Raw genomic sequence first — 17862 nt, forward strand, 5'->3', positions numbered from 1 at the left:
CCAGAAATCCTCGGTTCGAGTGGTTCAAGGGGTGCAAGGTTCGCCTTCCGGACGTGCCGAAAGCAATTGGTTTTCCCGCGACGGGACCCACAACGCGCCAAGGTCCGCGTACGAGGTCTGGCGTCCGGGCTCCGCTCGCGCTTCACTCCTGTCCCATGAGACGACGAAGGATCATGTCCATGCTCGGTGGCCTCACCCTGGCCGCCGGACTGGTGCTCGGCGCGGGTCCGGCCGCGGCCGCCGGCACACCGCCCACCGAGTTCGGCACCGGCTGGCACGACCCGCTGACCGCGGCGCCGCCGGTGGCGACCCCGCACACCAAGTCCTGCCAAGTCACCCTCGCCCAGGCGCAGTTCCGCGACTTCACGCCGTACAAGGGGGGTTACGCGCCTCCCCAGGGCTGCGGCGACCGCTGGAGCAAGGTGGTGCTGCGCCTGGACGGCAAGGTCAAGGGGCGCCAGTACGACCGCCTCGGCTACCTCCACGTCGGCGGGACGGAGGTGCTGCGCACCTCGACGCCCGAGCCCTCGGTGGACGGCATAGCGTGGCACGTCGAGAAGGACGTCACGCGCTACAGCGACACCTTCCGCTCCACACAGCCCGTCGAGATGCTCATCGGCAACGTCGTGGACGACACGTACACCGGCGTGATCGACGTCAAGGTGACGCTCACCTTCTACGCCGCCGAGGGCCGCACCCGCCCGGCCGCCGTCCCCGACAAGGTGCTGCCGCTCACCGGCGCCCAGGTGACCGCGCCGCGGAACTCCGAACGCATCGTCGCCGAGGTGTACGCCACCGGATCCGGCGGCGGCTGCGAGGAGTTCTGGTACCTCGCGGTGCCCGAACCCGCCCCGTACTCCTGCAAGGCGCCGGCCGGGCCGAACCGCGAGGTGCAGATCAAGGTCGACGGCCAACTCGCCGGAATCGCGGCCCCGTTCCCGACCGTATGGACCGGCGGCTGGTCCAACCCCTTCCTCTGGTACGTCATCCCGGCACCCCGCGCCTTCGACGTCAAGCCGGTCGAGTACGACCTGACGCCGTACGCCGCGCTGCTCAACGACGGCAGGCCGCACCAGGTCGAGGTGTCCGTCGCCGGGGTCCCCGCCGGGCAGGCGGGCTGGTCGACGCCGACGAACCTGCTCATCTGGCAGGACAAGGCGAGCCAGGTGGTCTCCGGCGCGCTGACCCGCCACGAGGAGACCGCGCCGGTCAACTCGACCACGTACCGGCCGGGTTCACCGGAACTGCGGCTCGACGCGAAGAGTAGCCACCGGCTCACCACGGCCGGATACCTGAACACCTCGCACGGCCGCGTCACGACGACGGTGGCCCGCTCGGTGACCGGCGACTCGGTCCACCGCTGGACCGAAGGCGAGAACACCGATGCGCTGAAGGGGAGTTGGCACGACGACCAGAGCGTCACGACGGACGGCCGGGGCCCCGCGGTGACCGCCCGCGACGACCGCACGTACACGATGGACGGCACCACGACCATCGGCACGGACAACCGGCTGCGCACCGCCATCACCCTCGGCGACCGCGCGGACGCCCTCACCCTGCACGGCGCGCACCCCACCGCCTGGTCGCACCTGGACGACACCTACCAGGGCGACGCCTCCTGGACCATGAACGTGCCGCGCGACCAGCGCCACGCGGTCGGCACCTCCGCCGAGCGCTACCGCCTGTACACCTCGGACAGCTGCTGGGACCGCAGCCTGAAGACAGCCCAGGGAACCTTGACCGAGGACACCCGACGCTGCTGACGGGCCGCACCGCACGGGTGCCCCCGGCCGGGGGCACCCGAAATCCGGATGCCGCGTCACCGGTGGCGTCGCTACGCTCCCGGTATGGGTTCTGCGCTGGTGCGGCCGATGCGGGAGGGCGACCTCCACCGGGCTGTCACGCCTCGGCGGGCCGCTCGGAGTCCATGCCGGGGCGGGCCTTGTTCCACTCCCCGCGTGTGAAGTCCGGGATCTGCTGCGGCGCGCCCTTCGCCTTGATCGACAGATTGCTCAGCGGGACGGGCGAGGTCCAGGTCGCCGCGTCGTACACGTCGAAGTCGGGCACCAGACCCAGGCGCACGCACTGCATGAGCCGGAACACCAGCATGTAGTCCATCCCGCCGTGCCCGCCCGGCGGAGTGGCGTGCTCCTTCCACAGCCAGTGGTCCCACTCGGCGTACCGCGCGAAGTCACCCCACTCGTCGTTCTTGTGGTCCGGCTCGATGTAGATCCGCTCCGGGTAGTCCTCGAAGAGCCCCTTGGTGCCGCCCAGACTGTTGATCCGGCTGTACGGATGCGGCGTCGACACATCGTGCTCCAGGCGGATCACCCGCCCCTTCGCGGTCTGCACGAGGCTGATCGTGCGATCGCTCTCGATGTACGTCTCCCTCCAACTCGGGTCGCCCGCAGGCACGTTGGCGGCCCGGTACCGGGACAGGCCGAGCGATGGCGAGCCGACGCTGACGATGCTCACCGCGCGGTCGCCCCGGTTGAGGTCCATGTAGTTGGCGACCGGACCGAAGCCGTGGTTGGGGTACAGATCGCCCCGCAGCCGGGTGTGCCAGAGCCTGCGCCACGGGCCCTCGTAGTACGCCGGATCGAACATCAGGCCGCGCAGATCGTGGTTGTACGCGCCCGCGCCGTGCAGCAGATCCCCGAACTTGCCCGCGTGTGCCATCCGCAGCACCCGCATCTCGTTGCGGCCGTAGCAGCAGTTCTCCAGCTGCATGCAGTGCCTGCGGGTCCGTTCGGACAGGTTCACCAGCTCCCACAACTGGTCGAGTTCGAGGGCGATGGGACACTCCACGCCGACGTGGACGCCGTTCAGGAGCGCCGACCTGGCGATCTCGAAGTGGGAGTCCCAGGGCGTCGCCACATGCACGAAGTCGATGTCGCCGCGCCGGAGCAACTGCTCGTAGTCGTGGTCGCCGTGGACGTAGACGGCCGGCGCGGGCTGACCGGCCGCCGTGACCTTGGCGGCGGCCCGCTCGGTCTTCGCCTTCACCGGATCGCACAGGGCCACCACCCGGACGCAGGGAACCGCCAGATACAGGTCGATCATGCTGCCGCCGCGATTGCCGAGGCCGATCAGCGCGACCCGTACCGTCGAGCGCCGCTCGAAGGGCACCCCGATCATGGTTCTGCCGTGGCGCTGCGCCTCCTGCGTGTCCTGCGACTCGCGGGACGGGGCCGGCGGCTCGTCGGCTGCCGCGGGCTGGGCGGCGAACGTGCCGAGCCCGAGCCCGGCGCTCGCGGCCCCCGCGGTCCACAGGACCGAGCGGCGGCTGACCTCGGGGTGCTCCGGTGCTGCGTCGTTCATCGAGCCTCCAGGTGATCGACCGGAAATCCATGGGCTGACGTTTGCGCGACCTTTGCCGAACCTCGGTAAGGACCTTGGAGGGTGGGACAGGTGGTGCACAAGGGCGCCCATCGGACACTTGATACCGGCCCATGGACTCCCGGCCGTGTTTCATCGGGCGTACGGGCGCTCGTGTCGGGGCCCGGACAGCACAAACCCCCCGGCGGGCACGGCGGGGGCGGAACGGTTCCGCAGGCGGAGCCAAGACGTGCTCGACGGGCGGGTCGACCGCTCCGGCTCCAGGATCACGGAGTGGCAGCGGCGGCAGGTCCCCGGTCCACGCCCACCTCGCACATGCGGTTGGCCGACGGATGGGCCTCGTACGGGCGGGAGGTGACCTCGGCGGCCTCGCGGGCGGTCGCCGAGGTGGTCAGCTCCTTGTGCAGCATGCCGCGGTCGCCCGCGAAGGCGCAGCAGCCCGCGTCGTCGGGGACCACCACCTCGTCGGCGCAGGCCTCGGCGGCGGCCCGCAACTGCGCCTCGTCGCCCAAGTGCCGCATGGAGCAGGTGGGATGGAGGACGGCCGACCGCGCCGTGCGCAGCACCGTCAGCCGGGGCAGCAACTCCTCGGCGGCCCAGACCCCCGAGTCCACGATCCTCGGCTCGCGGTGCAACTCCCAGCTGTCGTACGTGAGATGGGGCACCACGGACCACGGCCTCCCCGGGGCCGTCGGGCTCTTCAGCAGCGGCGCTCCGGGGGGCCGTCCACCAGCGTGTTCAGCAGTCCGCCGAGCACCTCGCGCTGGTCGGCGGTCAAGGGAGCCAGGATCTCCTCCGCGGCGCCCCGGCGCGCGCTGCGCAGCGAACGCAGGGTGGCGCGGCCCGCGTCGGTGAGCTCGATCCGGATCACCCGGCGGCTGGCCGGATCCGGCACCCGGCGGACGTCGCCGCTCTCCTCCAGCGCGTCGACCAGGGTGGTCACCGCGCGCGGAACGACTTCGAGGCGAGCGGCCAGATCGGCCATGCGCGGCGGCTCCGCGCAGTGGGCGACCGTGCGCAGCAGCCGGAACTGCGCGGGCGTGATACCGACCGGCTCCAGGTACTGCTTCTGGATCCGGTGCAGTCGGCGGGTCAGCCGCAGCAACTGCTCGGCCAGCAGACCGTCGGCGTCGGGGGCCCGGGAAAGGTGAGGCTGCATACCGGGAACAATAACAGGACCCCGTACATTGTGAGTATAGGTAACAGTGAGCTATGCTCCCGAAATCGTCGTCCTCCCGCTCCCGGCGGGCGGCCCTCACACCCTGTCGAAGGAGCCCATGCGCCCCGAACACTCCACGCACTCCACCTGGACCCCACCGCCCCGCGGCACCGAGCCCCAGGAGCCGGCCCAGGTCCGCCGCATCCTCGGCCTCTTCCGCCCCTATCGGGGCAGGCTCGCCCTGGTCGGGCTGCTCGTCGCCGCGTCCTCGCTCGTCTCGGTCGCCACGCCGTTCCTGCTGCGCGAGATCCTCGACGTGGCCATCCCGCGGGGCCGCACCGGCCTGCTGAGCCTGCTGGCGCTCGGCATGATCGCCACGGCGGTCGTCACCAGCGTCTTCGGCGTGCTCCAGACACTGATCAGCACCACCGTCGGCCAGCGGGTCATGCACGATCTGCGCACCGCGGTCTACGCCCAGCTCCAGCGGATGCCGCTCGCCTTCTTCACCAGGACCCGCACCGGCGAGGTCCAGTCCCGCATAGCCAACGACATCGGCGGCATGCAGGCGACCGTCACCTCCACCGCGACCTCGCTGGTCTCCAACCTCACGGCCGTCGTCGCCTCGGTCGTCGCGATGCTCGCGCTCGACTGGCGCCTGACCATCGTCTCCCTGCTCCTGCTGCCGGTGTTCGTGTGGATCAGCCGCAGGGTCGGCCGCGAACGCAAGAAGATCACCACCCAGCGCCAGAAGCAGATGGCCGCGATGGCCGCCGAGGTCACCGAATCGCTGTCGGTCAGCGGCATCCTGCTCGGCCGCACCATGGGCCGCGCCGACTCGCTGACCAAGTCCTTCGCCGCCGAGTCCGAGCGTCTCGTCGACCTGGAAGTGCGGTCCAACATGGCCGGGCGCTGGCGGATGTCCACCATCGGCATCGTCATGGCCGCCATGCCCGCGGTCATCTACTGGGCGGCCGGTCTGGCCCTCCAGGCGGGCGGCCCCTCGGTCTCCATCGGCACCCTGGTCGCCTTCGTCTCGCTCCAGCAGGGCCTGTTCCGGCCCGCCGTGAGCCTGCTGTCCACGGGCGTCGAGATGCAGACCTCGCTCGCCCTGTTCCAGCGGATCTTCGAATACCTCGACCTGCCGGTCGACATCACCGAACCCGACGAGCCGGTCCGCCTGACCAAGGCGCGCGGCGCGGTCCGCTTCGAAGGGGTCGACTTCCGGTACGACGAGAAGCAGCCGCAGCCCACCCTGTCCGGCATCGACCTCGCCGTCCCGGCCGGCGGCAGCCTCGCCGTCGTCGGCCCGACCGGCTCCGGCAAGTCCACGCTCAGCTATCTGGTGCCCCGGCTGTACGACGTCACCGGCGGCCGTGTCACGCTCGACGGCGTGGACGTGCGCGACCTGGACTTCGACACCCTGGCCCGCTCGGTCGGCGTGGTCTCCCAGGAGACGTACCTCTTCCACGCCTCGGTCGCCGAGAACCTCCGGTTCGCCAAGCCGGAAGCCACCGACGAGGAGCTGGAAGCGGCCGCCCGCGCCGCCCAGATCCACCACCACATCGCCTCGCTGCCCGACGGCTACGACACCCTGGTCGGCGAGCGCGGCTACCGGTTCTCCGGCGGCGAGAAGCAGCGGCTCGCCATCGCCCGTACGATCCTGCGCGACCCGCCCGTGCTCATCCTCGACGAGGCGACCAGCGCGCTCGACACCCGTACCGAACACGCGGTCCAGCAGGCCATCGACGCGCTCTCCGAGGGGCGCACCACCATCACCATCGCCCACCGCCTCTCCACGGTGCGCGACGCGGACCAGATCGTCGTCCTCGACCAAGGGCTGATCGCCGAGCGCGGCACCCACGACGAACTGCTCGACCAGGACGGCAGATACGCGGCCCTGGTGCGCAGGGACGCCGAGCTGGCCCCGGCCCCCTCATGACCGGCAGGGCCGACGACACGGCCCCGGGTCCGGACACGGCGACGCCGCCGCTCCCGTGGGACGGGGAGCGACGGCGCCGGGCGTGACGATCGTCAGACGAGCCAGCCGATGAAGTGGAGGACGCCGGCGAGCAGGTCGGTGATGAGGTTCATGGTGGTGCCTTCTCCTTGTGCAGGGGGCATCGATGGGATGCCGCTGTGGGACTGCGCAACCCCGGTCTGCAGCCCGTCGCTTGCGCCCCTCAAGCATCCTTCGCCACAAGGGAGTTGAGCAACGAATGGCGTGACGATCACGCGTTCCGGCGAACAACCGATCCCGTGTTCGTGTGTTCGTCTCGACTGGTCCCCGCCCGTGTCGGAGGTCGTCGAATGTCTGGTTTATGTTATTTGTCGGGGTAGCGTGCCGCCATGAGTGAGTCCCCGTACCGTCGGCGGTCCCGGCTGACCCGCCGCGGCCGGCTGAGCCTGCTGCTCCTCGCGCTGCTGCTGGTCGTGGCGGGCGTGGTGCTCGTCCTGGTGCTGCGGGAGACCGGCGCTCCGGTCAGGACCCTCGTAGTCCCCGAGGGGTGGCGGGCGAGTCAGGTGTACGCGGCCGTCGACAAGCGCCTCGATCTGCCGCCCGGAACCACCAAGCGGGCCGCCGCGACGGCGGAGCTCAAGCTGCCGCCGGACGCCAAGGGCAACCCCGAGGGCTATCTGTTCCCGGCGACGTACCCGGTAAAGGACGACACGACCCCGGGCGACCTGCTCCAGTACATGGTGGACACCGCCAACAAGCGCTTCGGTCAGGACCGGATCGCGGCGGGCGCCCGGCGCGCCGGGCTGACGGTCTATCAGATGGTGGTCATCGCCGGGATCGTGCAGGCCGAGGCCGGCTCCATGGCCGACATGGGCAAGGTCTCGCGCGTCATCCACAACCGCCTCGCCCGCGGAATGCCGTTGCAGATGGACTCGACGCTGAACTACGCACTCAACCGCTCGACGCTCACGACCACGACCAGCGACACCAAGACCGACAGCCCCTACAACACCTATGAGCACAAGGGATTGCCGCCCACCCCCATCGGCAACCCGGGGCAGCGGGCGGTGGACGCCGCGATCGACCCGACAGCGGGCAACTGGCTGTACTTCGTGACGGTGGCGCCCGGCGACACCCGCTTCACCGACAGCTACGCCGAACAGCAGCTGAACGTAAGGGAGTTCAACGAGAACCAGCGCAAGACGGGAACGACCGGCTGACCCCGCCCACCCCACTCCGGGCCCCACTCCGGCCGACCCCGTTCCTCCCGAGCCGACCCTGCTGGTCACCCCCCCCCGGGCGAGCCCGCCGGTCACACCCCGGCCGGCTCGCGTTCGAGGAGCCGCTTGATGTCCCGCACCGCGGCCCGCCCGGCCCGGTTGGCGCCGATGGTCGACGCCGACGGGCCGTATCCGACCAGATGGACACGCTCGTCCCGGACCGCCCTGGTTCCGTCGAGCCGGATGCCGCCGCCCGGCTCGCGCAGCCGCAGCGGGGCGAGGTGGTCGATGACCGGCCGGAAACCGGTCGCCCAGACGATGACATCGGCCTCGACCGACCGGCCGTCGTCCCAGGCCACCCCCTGCGGGGTGATCCGGTCGAACATCGGCAGCCGGTCCAGGACGCCCTTCGCGCGCGCCGCCCGGACGGCATCGTTCAGCGGCAGCCCCGTCACCGAGACCACACTCCTGGGCGGCAGCCCGAGCCGCACCCGCTCCTCTACCATCGCCACGGCCTCGCGGCCGGCCTCCTGGTCGAAGGGGCCTTCCCGGAACACCGGCGGCCGCCGCGTCACCCACGTCGTCTCCGCCGCGACCTCGGCGATCTCCATCAGATGCTGGGTGCCCGAGGCCCCGCCGCCGACCACGACCACCCGCAGCCCCGCGAACTCGTCCGGCCCCGGATAGTCCGCCGTGTGCAACTGCCGCCCCCGGAACGTCTCCTGGCCCGGATAGCGCGGCCAGAACGGGCGGTCCCAGGTGCCGGTGGCATTGATCAGCGCGCGGGTGGCACAGCCGCCCTGCGAGGTCTCGACCAGCAGCCGCCCGCCCTCGCCCTCCCGCACGGCGCGCACGTCGACGGGCCGGTGCACCCGCAGACCGAAGGCGTCCTCGTACGCGGTGAAGTACGCGCCGATGACCTCCGAGGAGGGGCGGTCGGCGGCCGCGCCGGTCAGTTCCATGCCCGGCAGCGCATGCATCCCGTGCACCTTGCCGTACGTGAGTGACGGCCAGCGGAACTGCCAGGCCCCGCCCGGTCGCGGTGCGTGGTCGAGCACCACGAAGTCGCGGTCCGGGACCAGCCCCGCCCGGCGCAGGTGATAGGCGCTGGACAGACCCGCCTGCCCGGCGCCTATGACCACCACGTCCACGTCTCGTACCGCGAAGTCGTTCACGGTTCTACCAACCACGGGCGGTACGGGGATCTTCCCGCGGGGCCGCGGGCGGGTTCAGCGACCGCCGCTCACCAGGAGCGGAGCCCCGCCCGGCGCGGAGGCCGGGCGCCCGTTGGCGGCGGGCACGCCGAGCAGCGGCGAGGCCGGAATCCTCGGCAGCAGTCCGCGCGCGGCCAGCTCGGGCGTCACGCCCTCGCCGAACCAGTACGCCTCCTCCAGATGCGGATAGCCGGACAGCACGAAGTGCTCGATCCCGAGGCCGTGGTACTCCTCGATCCGGTCGGCGACCTCCGCATGGCTGCCGACCAGCGCCGTGCCCGCGCCGCCCCGTACGAGACCGATGCCCGCCCACAGGTTGGGCGAGATCTCCAGGCCGTCCCGCGTCCCGCCGTGCAGGGCGAGCATCCGCTGCTGGCCCACCGACTCGCTCTTGCCGAGGGCCTGTTGGGCGGCGGCCACCGTCTCGGTGTCGAGATCGCCGAGCAGCCGGTCCGCCGTCGCCCACGCCTCGCGCGCGGAGTCCCGCGAAATGGTGTGCAGCCGGATGCCGAACCTGACCGTGCGTCCGCGCTCCTCCGCCAGCCCCCGGATCCAGTCGATCTTCTCCTTCACCTGCGCGGGCGGCTCGCCCCAGGTCAGATACACATCGGCATGCTCGGCCGCCACCGGCCCGGCCGCCGCCGACGAGCCGCCGAAGAAGACCTCCGGCAGCGGGTCCGGCGGCAGTGCGGTCAGCCCGCCCTCCACCCGATAGTGATCGCCGTCGAAGTCGTACGGCTGCCCCCGCCACACACCGCGTACGACCGACAGGAACTCCGAGGTCCGCGCATAGCGCCGGTCGTGGTCCAGGTGGTCGCCGAAGCGCCGCTGCTCCGTGGAGTCGCCGCCCGTCACCACGTTCAGCAGCAGCCGGCCGCGCGTGATGCGCTGGTACGTGGCCGCCATCTGCGCGGCGAGGACGGGGGAGATGACCCCGGGGCGGAAGGCGACCAGGAACTTCAGGCGCTCGGTGTGCTGGGCGAGCGCGGCCGTCGTCAGCCAGGCGTCCTCGCACCAGGTACCCGTGGGCGTCAGGACCGCCTCGAAGCCCAACTGCTCGGCCGCCTTGGCGATTTGGGCCAGATACTCGATGTCGGGCGCGCGCACCCCGCTCACCGGGGCGATCCGCGAGCGCTTGACGCCGCCGTCGGTGTAGGCGTGCCGGTCGACCAGCGTGCGGCCGTCACCGCCGGTGGGCAGGAACCAGTGCAGATGGACGGTCATCAGGAGGACGCCTTTCCGTAGGAGCGGGGTGCGGTGGTGGAGGCGGGGAGCGAGCCGTTGAAGCGGGTGTCGACGTACTCCTTGAAGGAGAAGCGGCCCGGGATCAGCGACAGATCAGCGAAGGTGTCGGCGACCTGCTGCTCCGAGGCGATCGCGGCCCCGTCCACGGCGACCGCGACGCGCGTGCCGTTGCTGCGCCGCACCGAGTCGAGCGCCACGTCGTACGGCAGCCCGGTCTCCTGCGACCAGACCTTGGCCCAGGCCTCCGGGTGTTTGAAGACCCAGTCCTGGGCGCGGTTCAGCCGCTGGAGGTAGTCCCCGATGGCCTTCGCCTTCGCCCGGTCGGCCAGGGCACTCGGCGCGGCCACCTGGAACCCCAGGCCGTTGGTGACCCCCTCGCCGGTGGTCAGGACGCGCGCCTTCGCCGAGCGCAGGACCTGCGAGGTGTACGGGTCCCACACCGCCCAGGCGTCGACCTTGCCGCGGCTGAACGCGGCCAGCGCGTCGGCCGGCTGGAGGTAGTTGAGCTTGACGTCGCCGAGGCTCAGCCCGGCCTTCTTCAGCGAGGCCACCAACTGGTAGTGCGCGGAGCTGCCTTGGGCGACGGCGATCGACTTGCCCTTGAGGTCCTGCGGCTGCTTGAGCGGGGAGCCCGCCGGGACGAGGATCGCCTCGCCCGCCGACGAGCCGTGGCTGGCCGCCACCACCTTGATCTTCGAATGGGCGCCCGCCGCGAACACCGGCGGTGTGTTGCCGACCCCGCCGATGTCGACGGCCTTGGCGTTGACCGCTTCCAGCAGGGGCGGCCCGGAGGTGAAGGTGGACCACTTGATCTTGTAGTCGAGGTGGTCGAGTTCACCGGCCGCCCGCAGCACGGCCTCGGAACCGCCCTTCTGGTCACCGACGTTGAGCGTGACCTCGCCGGAACCTCCGGCGGAGTTGGTCTTGGTGTCCGCCGCGGAGGTGCCGCCGCAGGCGGACAGCAGCAGAGCGAGCGGCAGGAGCAGAACCGGCAGGGTGTGGCGTCGCATGAGTACGTGCTTTCTTCGCAGGGGTCAGACGGGGGAGGCGGTGGCGGGCTGGTCCACGCCCAGCTCGCCGAGGAGCCGGGAGCGCAGCGCCGCGAACCCGGGCGCGGCGGGCGTGCGGGGCCGGTCGAGGGCGATGGCCGTGTCGTACGCGATGGCGCCGTCCCGCATGACCAGCACCCGGTCGGCGAGCAGCAGCGCCTCGTCCACGTCGTGCGTGACGAGCAGCACCGCGCAGCCGCGCCGCTGCCACAGCTCGGCGACCAGCTGCTGTGCCTTGATCCTGGTCAGCGCGTCCAGCGCGCCGAACGGTTCGTCGAGCAGCAGCAGATCGGGCTCGCGCACCAGTGCACGGGCGAGCGAGGCGCGCTGGGCCTCGCCGCCGGACAGCGTCTTGGGCCAGGCCCCGGACCGGTGCCCGAGCCCCACTTCCTCCAACGCGCCCTCGGCGACCGTACGTTGGGGCTTGCCGGGCAGCCCGAGGAGTACGTTGCGCCATACCCGCTTCCACGGCATCAGCCGGGGTGCCTGGAAGGCGACGGCCCGCCGCTTGGGTACGAGCACCGTGCCCTCGATCTCCCGGTCCAGCCCGGCGAGCACCCGCAGCAGCGTCGACTTGCCGCAGCCGCTGCGCCCGAGCAGCGCCGTGAACTCGCCCGCCCGCAGGGTCAGATCGAGCCGGTCGATGACGGGCCGCCCGTCGAAGGCGCGGGTGAGCCCCTCGACACGTACGGCGTCGGCGGTGGCCGTGGTGGTGCTCACTGGCCCTTGAAGGTCGGTCGCCATTGCAGCAGCAGCCTTTCGAGAGTGCGGACGACGGCATCGGCGAGCAGGCCGAGGGCGGCGTACACGACCAGGCAGACGACGATCACGTCGGTGCGGAAGAACTCGCGGGCCTGGTTCATCAGGAAGCCGATGCCGGCGTCCGCGTTGATCGACTCGCCGAACACCAGGGCCAGCCAGGCGGTGGCGAGCGAGTAGCGCAGCCCGGTCATGGCGCCGGGCAGCGCGCCCGGCAGCACGACATGGCGCACCAGACCCCAGCGGCCCAGCCCCAACGCCTGTCCGGCCTCCACGAGTTGCTCGTCGACGCCCCGGATCCCGGCGTACACGTTCAGATACAGGTGGAAGGCGACACCGAGCGCGATGAGGGCCACCTTCGGTGCCTCGCCGATGCCCAGCCAGATGATGAACAGCGGGATCAGACCGACCCAGGGCACGGTGCGCAGCATCTGCACGGTGGCGTCGACCAGGTCCTCGCCGAGCCGCGAGAGCCCGGAGACCAGGGCCAGCGCGATCCCGGCCGCGCCGCCGACGAGCAGGCCCACGGCCACCCGCTGGAGCGAGATGCCCATCGCCGAGGGCAGCGTGCCGTCCTTGATGAGACCGGCCCCGGCGTGCGCGACGGTGCCGGGCGAGGCGAGCGTGTCGGGGCTCAACACCCCACTGGAGCTGAGGACTTGCCACAGCAGGAGCAGGGTGAGCGGCCCGACGGTACGCCGCAGCCAGCGCGGCACCGAGCGCAGCCGGCCGCGCCGGGAGGCGAGCGGGACGACCGGTTCGAGTTCGACCGGTTCGAGATCAACGGGTTTGTGATTCGCCGGTTCGGGGCCGGGGCCGGGGCTGGCGGGTGCGGCCGCGGTGGACTGGCCGGATTCTGCGGATATATCCGGCGGAGCATGGTCGACGGTCATGGGGACTCCATGGTCGGGCGAGAGTCGGGTGATAAAGGGGAGGGGTTCAGCAGAGGCGGCCCTAGGCAGCGGCGGTAGCCCCCTCAGGGCGCAGGTACGCACGGGAGCGCGCCTGCGCGGAGCGGGGGAGCGGGCACGACCGGCCGGCCCTGCGCGTCAGTGCGCGGCGGCGTGGCTCAGGAACGAGGGGGAAGCGTGGAAAGGTGCTGAAAGGGCGTCAGCAGCCGCGGCAACACGCGGCGGAGGCCACCCGCAGCAGGTCGATGTGACCGCGCGTGGTGAGCAGGGCTGTACGCAACATGGCGCGAAGGTAGCGACCCGTTCCGGACGGGGTCAATGGCGTCTCGACCCTCGGACGTGCGATCTTGCCCGTCGGGCGGTACCCGGCGCGGCCGGGGCGCGTACCGGGCGCACGGGCGGGAAGATGGGCAGCATGTCCGACGCCTTCACCACCCGCATCCTGCACATCGAGACCGGTTCCGCCGAGACGGTGACCGATCTGACCGGCGACTGCGCGGAGTTCCTGCGGCAGAGCGCCGCAGGCCGCGACGGTCTGCTCAACGTCTTCGTGCCCCACGCCACGGCCGGCATCGCCGTCCTGGAGACGGGCGCGGGCAGCGACGACGACCTCCTTGCCGCCCTGCACACGCTGCTCCCCGCCGACGACCGCTGGCAGCACCGGCACGGCAGCCCGGGACACGGGCGGGACCACGTCCTGCCCGCGATCGTCCCGCCCCACGCGACGCTGCCCGTCATCGGGGGCCAACTGGCGCTGGGGACCTGGCAGTCCGTATGCCTGGTGGACACGAACAGGGACAATCCGAATCGGCAGGTCCGGCTGAGTTTCCTCGGCTGATCCGGGAGAAACTCGCTTCAATCGTCGGCGAGTTGAGGGTGTGGCATTATGGCCGCGTTGTCCGCCCGGGGGCCGGGAGCCCGAATCCCGGGGACAGTTGAATCGGCTTCGCAACGGCCTGCTTCTCCAGCGTGGAAGGCGTGGAAGGCTAAGGATGAAGGTGTCTGGCTCTGCGTTACCGTCGCCGGAGGACCGTCGGCTCAGGCGCCGTCTCAAAAAGGTCCGCCAGACCTGTGAGGCGCTGCTCGCGGACTGGGGCATGGAGCACGGCTGCGGCATCGACGAACTCCACCGCTATCTCAGCACCCAGAACCAGCGCCCGATCCATCTGATTCCGATGCCTTTCCCGGAACGCCATCTCTTCGGGCTGTGGCTGAAACTCGATGACTTCGACATCATCGCTTACGAGAAGGCGGCCTCGCCGTCGCACAAGGAACACATCATTGCCCATGAACTGGCTCATATCGCCTTCGCGCACCGCGGTTCCGTGGAATTCGACCGCAGTGATACGAGTCAGTTGTTCACCGAGGTCGAACCGGCCGTCGTGCAGAGCATGTTGATGCGTTCCCGCTACAGCGACGACGAGGAGCAGGAGGCCGAGACGATGGCCTCGCTGATCCTGGCCCGTGCCACCAAGCGCTGGCTGGAACCCGCCTGGGGAGTCCCGGAAGAGGCCGCGGAAATCGTCGCTCGCATCGAGAACGGCGTCGGCAACCCGGACCAGGCATGAATACCGTCAACGGAATCCTCTCCTGGACCTGCGCGCTCGGCGGTCTCGCCGCCTTCGGCTACCGGCTCCCCGATCTGCTGCGCAGAAAGCACGACGTCGCCCTGTGGGCGCTGTGCGTCTACTTCCTCTGCTCCGGGATCAGCTTCCTGGTCGACCTGGACGTGCTCCGGGTGCACATCTCCGACCTGTTCGGCCGGCCCAACATCACCTCGCTGATCGTCCAGGTCGCCGTCGTGGTGCTCACCGCCGCCCAGCAGGTCGTCCTCGTCTACTGGTCGTCCCCGCCCGAAGAGGCCCGCCGCAGAGCCGGGCGCCGGGTGATGTTCTTCGGCGCCGCGCTCTGCGTCCTGGTGGTGGCATCCATCGCCGTCAGCCCGGTCGCGAGCTCGAAGACGGCCACCTCGACCATCCTGCTCAGCATTCAGGACGGCCGGTACGCGCTGTACATGTCCTTCTACCTGGTGATCTGCGGGGTGGGGCAGTTCGAGACCGTCCGGCTGTCGCTGCGCTTCACCAAGATGGCCAACCGGCAGTGGCTCAAGGTCGGAATGCGCACCGTGACCGTCGGCGCGAGCCTGATCATGGTCTACTGCGTCACCCGCAGCATCCAGATCGCCGGCACCCGGCTGCACTTCGACGGCTCGGCCCTCGACCCGATCCAGTGGTCGTGCGGCAGCATCGGAGCGCTCCTGCAGATCACCGGCTGGACCATCCCGTCCTGGGGAATCCACATCACCCGCGCCCTGGGCTGGCTGCGCAGCTACCGCTCCTACCGCCGACTGCGCCCCCTGTGGTGGGCGCTGTACCAGGCGTCGCCGGACATCGCGCTCGACCCGCCCAGGTCCTGGGCACGCGACCTCGTCCCGCCGCGCGATCCGCACTACAGCCTCTACCGAAGGGTCATCGAGATACGCGACGGACAGCTCATGCTCCGCACCTCGCTCTCCCTCGCAGACTTCTCCCGGGTGGCCCGCTCCCTCGACCTCCCCGAGGACCCCACCTCGCCGCTGGGCGAGGCGCTCCAGGTGCGGGCCGTCCTCGACCGTCCGGCCGAGGAGCGGGCCGAACAGGCCGACGCGTCCGACATTCCCGAGCGGCCGCCGTACGAGGACTTCCGCGACGAGGTGGAGTGGCTGACCCGGGTCGCGTCCTCCTTCACCGCGCTCACCCAGGGCCGGGCGGTGCACGCGGCCGACCGCATCCCCTCATGACGAAGGCGACCGGGCCGCACACCGCGCTGTGCGGCGGCGACCGCGGCCCGCTGACTCCCCTGGCGCTGGGGGCAGTTGACCGCCTCGTGAACCTCGACGCCGTGCACGGTGCGCGGGCCGCGGTGCCCGCCGCCTACGACACGCTGCGGCGCATCCCCGAACTGCTGGCCGGCCCGGCCGGTCCGCCCGGCGCGGACAGCGACCTGCTCGCGGCCCTCGCCGAACTCTGCGAAGTGATCGGCTGGATCCTCTTCGACGCGGGCCGGCATCAGGCGGCCGACCGCATGAACACCCGGGCGCTCGCCCTCGCGGAACTCTGCGGCGACCGCGGCATCACCCGCCTGGTGCTGCTGAACCACAGCATGCTGCTCACCCACACCGGCCACCCCAGGGCCGCCCTGGACACCGCCGCCCGGGTGGCCGGGCCCCGCCCGCTGCCCACGCTGGTCGGCAGCCTCGTGCTGGTCCGCCGTGCGCACGCCACCGCACTGCTGGGCGGCCGCCGCGAGGCCGCGGAGCTCGTCGACCGGGCCCGGAGCCGGTTCCTGGACGGCGCCTCGCGCCACGACCCGCCCTGGTCCTGGTGGATCGACCAGGCCGAACTGACCGGCCACCAAGGGTGGGTGCTGGCCAGACTGCGCGACTGGGACCGGGCCATTCCCCTCCTGTACGAGGCCGCGACCGCCCCCGGCCCCTCCTACCGGCACCTGTTCACCGCGGAACTCCTGGCGGCCCTCACCGGGGCCGGGGCCTGGAGCGAGGCGGAGGACCTCATCGCCGGCCTCGTCCCGCGCGCCGGGGGCATCGGCTCCGTACGGACCACCGAGACCCTCGCCAGGACCGCCGCCCAGTTGCTCGGCCGTGCCGACGCACCGGCGAACCTGCGGGACGCGGCAGCCTTCCTGCGGGAGTCCCTGACCACGCACCCCAGTGGCCCGGACCGCCCCTCCCGCTAGGAACCACCCCCACCGGAAGTCAACAGACAGGGACAACATGCTCCACATACGCGTGTCGACGCCCGCGGCCGCCGCCCTCGTGGCGGTCGTGCTCCTCTTCGCCACCGGAGGGCCGGTGACGGACGTCGCCTACGGCACGTCAGCAGCCCCGTCGGCGGCGGCACCGGACACCGCCACCGGCCACGGCAGCCCCTATCTGGCCACCCACCTCTACTTCGGCACCGGCCGCCACGGCGGCAAACCGCCCATCACCGACGTCGAGTTCATGAAGTTCATCGCCGACGTGGTCACTCCCCGCTTCCCGTCCGGGCTCACCATCCAGCAGGGCCGCGGCCAGTGGCGCGACAAGCAGGGGAGCATCAACCGCGAGATCTCCTACGAACTGACGGTGCTCTATCCCGCCAAGGAGGCCCGCACGCACGACCCCGACATCGAGTACATCCGCCACCTGTACTGCACGATGTACGGTCTGGAATCCGTCGGCCGGGCCGATGTCCGGGCCCAGGCCGAATTCTGACCCCCGCGGTCTTCCCCCCCCGTTACGGCTGGTAGGAGCCGCTCGGCTGAACGGGAGCCGCCGATGGGGGAGTTGAGCCCGCATTGGGCGGGGGCGGGCCGGTAGGGCTCGCGGTCGCGGAGGCCGCGGCGCCCCGGGCCAGGGCGTCGAAGTCGACGAAGCCGGTCCCCTCCAGGACCTTCATGTGGTCCAGGACGGTCGTGTTCGTGTCGTCGGCCAGCGAACGGACCAGGGAATTACGGGTGTTCGCCCGGATCTGCGCGATCAGGGCGAACACCTGGCCGTGCGAGGAGCGCAGGAGGTTGGCGAAGTCGCGCTCGTACGCCGTGCCCGTGTCGGCCGTCAGCGTGCGCAGCCAGCCCTGTTGCAGCGCGTTGGGCTGACTCGGCAGCTCCATGCCGAGCTGGGCCGCCACCTCCCGCACCCGGGCGTCGAGGAACGTGTGGCCCTGGACGAGATGCTCGCCCGCCGTCTTGACGGCCTCGGTGGGGGCGCGCTCCATCGCCTGCTGTCCCGCGGGCAGCTCCCACAGCCCCGCGAGTCTGACCCGGGTGATGAAGTCGCGGTCGGCCGCCGACAGCGGGCCCCAACGGGTGGGCACCGTACCGGAGTTGAGATTGGCGAGGCCGGTGCCCGAACGGTCGGCGTAGGACCAGACCGGGTAGGAGAGCGCGGCCACCGTCGCGATCAGGGCGAGCAGGACCAGACCGGTGCTGGAGAAGACGATGCGGCGCATCAAGGAGGTGCCTCCTGGAGT

16 protein-coding genes and 1 pseudogene are annotated in these 17862 nt (G+C 71.2%); 8 read left to right on the forward strand and 9 right to left on the reverse strand.

All coding sequences use genetic code 11. The annotated features are described in order from the left end of the window. Window positions 1-155: 155 nt before the first annotated feature. Window positions 156-1763 (forward strand): peptide-N4-asparagine amidase, encoded by a 1608-nt coding sequence (locus ACIQ8J_RS12765; RefSeq protein WP_403270048.1) that lies wholly within the window; start codon window positions 156-158, stop codon window positions 1761-1763. Between the two features lie 136 nt (window positions 1764-1899). Here the strand turns inward: ACIQ8J_RS12765 and ACIQ8J_RS12770 are convergent, their stop codons facing one another. The 3 genes and pseudogenes from ACIQ8J_RS12770 to ACIQ8J_RS12780 all read right to left on the reverse strand — a co-directional run bounded on the left by ACIQ8J_RS12770 (window position 1900) and on the right by ACIQ8J_RS12780 (window position 4498). After that, the gene (locus tag ACIQ8J_RS12770; RefSeq protein WP_403270046.1) at window positions 1900-3321 is read right to left on the reverse strand and encodes a Gfo/Idh/MocA family protein; all 1422 of its coding nucleotides are present in this window, start codon (window positions 3319-3321) and stop codon (window positions 1900-1902) included. Between the two features lie 150 nt (window positions 3322-3471). Next, window positions 3472-4073, reverse strand: a pseudogene (locus tag ACIQ8J_RS12775) (hypothetical protein); the annotation flags it as partial. Next, window positions 4040-4498 (reverse strand): MarR family winged helix-turn-helix transcriptional regulator, encoded by a 459-nt coding sequence (locus tag ACIQ8J_RS12780; protein WP_403270044.1) that lies wholly within the window; start codon window positions 4496-4498, stop codon window positions 4040-4042. The gene ACIQ8J_RS12780 and the pseudogene ACIQ8J_RS12775, both read right to left, overlap by 34 nt. A 118-nt stretch (window positions 4499-4616) precedes the next feature. Here ACIQ8J_RS12780 and ACIQ8J_RS12785 point away from each other — a divergent pair, with 118 nt between their 5' ends. Together ACIQ8J_RS12785 and mltG are read left to right on the forward strand one after the other, a co-directional pair. Beyond that, a complete protein-coding gene (locus ACIQ8J_RS12785; protein ID WP_403270041.1) occupies window positions 4617-6437 on the forward strand; it encodes an ABC transporter ATP-binding protein in 1821 nt (606 codons plus the stop codon). A gap of 407 nt (window positions 6438-6844) precedes the next feature. After that, on the forward strand, window positions 6845-7675 hold the full coding sequence (mltG, locus tag ACIQ8J_RS12790) for an endolytic transglycosylase MltG (protein ID WP_403270038.1): 831 nt from the start codon (window positions 6845-6847) through the stop codon (window positions 7673-7675). A gap of 92 nt (window positions 7676-7767) precedes the next feature. Here mltG and ACIQ8J_RS12795 read toward each other — a convergent pair whose 3' ends face one another. From ACIQ8J_RS12795 to ACIQ8J_RS12815, 5 genes are read right to left on the reverse strand one after another with little or no spacing between them, the layout of a single operon-like run. Continuing rightward, complete coding sequence (locus ACIQ8J_RS12795; protein ID WP_403270496.1) at window positions 7768-8850, reverse strand: NAD(P)-binding domain-containing protein; 1083 nt, start codon at window positions 8848-8850, stop codon at window positions 7768-7770. Between the two features lie 54 nt (window positions 8851-8904). Continuing rightward, window positions 8905-10113, reverse strand: coding sequence for an LLM class flavin-dependent oxidoreductase (locus ACIQ8J_RS12800; protein WP_403270035.1), 1209 nt, complete (start codon window positions 10111-10113; stop codon window positions 8905-8907). Next, entirely contained in the window at window positions 10113-11144 is a 1032-nt protein-coding gene (locus ACIQ8J_RS12805) for an ABC transporter substrate-binding protein (protein ID WP_403270032.1), read from the reverse strand. The genes ACIQ8J_RS12800 and ACIQ8J_RS12805 overlap by 1 nt, the downstream gene beginning before the upstream one ends. 24 nt (window positions 11145-11168) lie before the next feature. Continuing rightward, the gene (locus tag ACIQ8J_RS12810) at window positions 11169-11927 is read right to left on the reverse strand and encodes an ABC transporter ATP-binding protein (protein ID WP_403270029.1); all 759 of its coding nucleotides are present in this window, start codon (window positions 11925-11927) and stop codon (window positions 11169-11171) included. Beyond that, a complete protein-coding gene (locus ACIQ8J_RS12815) occupies window positions 11900-12835 on the reverse strand; it encodes an ABC transporter permease (RefSeq protein ID WP_403270026.1) in 936 nt (311 codons plus the stop codon). Before ACIQ8J_RS12815 ends, ACIQ8J_RS12810 begins: the two co-directional genes overlap by 28 nt. A 433-nt stretch (window positions 12836-13268) precedes the next feature. Here ACIQ8J_RS12815 and ACIQ8J_RS12820 point away from each other — a divergent pair, with 433 nt between their 5' ends. The 5 genes from ACIQ8J_RS12820 (at window position 13269) to ACIQ8J_RS12840 (ending at window position 17105) form a co-directional block, all read left to right on the forward strand. After that, complete coding sequence (locus ACIQ8J_RS12820) at window positions 13269-13691, forward strand: YjbQ family protein (protein WP_403270023.1); 423 nt, start codon at window positions 13269-13271, stop codon at window positions 13689-13691. A gap of 154 nt (window positions 13692-13845) precedes the next feature. Continuing rightward, a complete protein-coding gene (locus ACIQ8J_RS12825) occupies window positions 13846-14421 on the forward strand; it encodes a hypothetical protein (protein ID WP_403270020.1) in 576 nt (191 codons plus the stop codon). Further along, window positions 14418-15632: an MAB_1171c family putative transporter gene (locus ACIQ8J_RS12830; protein ID WP_403270017.1), complete on the forward strand. Its 1215-nt coding sequence runs from the start codon at window positions 14418-14420 to the stop codon at window positions 15630-15632. Before ACIQ8J_RS12825 ends, ACIQ8J_RS12830 begins: the two co-directional genes overlap by 4 nt. Next, window positions 15629-16588: a DNA-binding protein gene (locus ACIQ8J_RS12835; RefSeq protein ID WP_403270014.1), complete on the forward strand. Its 960-nt coding sequence runs from the start codon at window positions 15629-15631 to the stop codon at window positions 16586-16588. The genes ACIQ8J_RS12830 and ACIQ8J_RS12835 overlap by 4 nt, the downstream gene beginning before the upstream one ends. 37 nt (window positions 16589-16625) lie before the next feature. Continuing rightward, on the forward strand, window positions 16626-17105 hold the full coding sequence (locus tag ACIQ8J_RS12840) for a DUF3574 domain-containing protein (protein WP_403270012.1): 480 nt from the start codon (window positions 16626-16628) through the stop codon (window positions 17103-17105). Between the two features lie 22 nt (window positions 17106-17127). On the opposite strand, the gene ACIQ8J_RS12845 is transcribed toward ACIQ8J_RS12840, so the two are convergent. Next, window positions 17128-17841: a DUF4142 domain-containing protein gene (locus tag ACIQ8J_RS12845; RefSeq protein ID WP_403270009.1), complete on the reverse strand. Its 714-nt coding sequence runs from the start codon at window positions 17839-17841 to the stop codon at window positions 17128-17130. Between the last annotated feature and the right edge of the window lie 21 nt (window positions 17842-17862).

It is taken from the genome of Streptomyces sp. NPDC094147 (assembly GCF_044764265.1).
Lineage (GTDB): Bacteria > Actinomycetota > Actinomycetes > Streptomycetales > Streptomycetaceae > Streptomyces.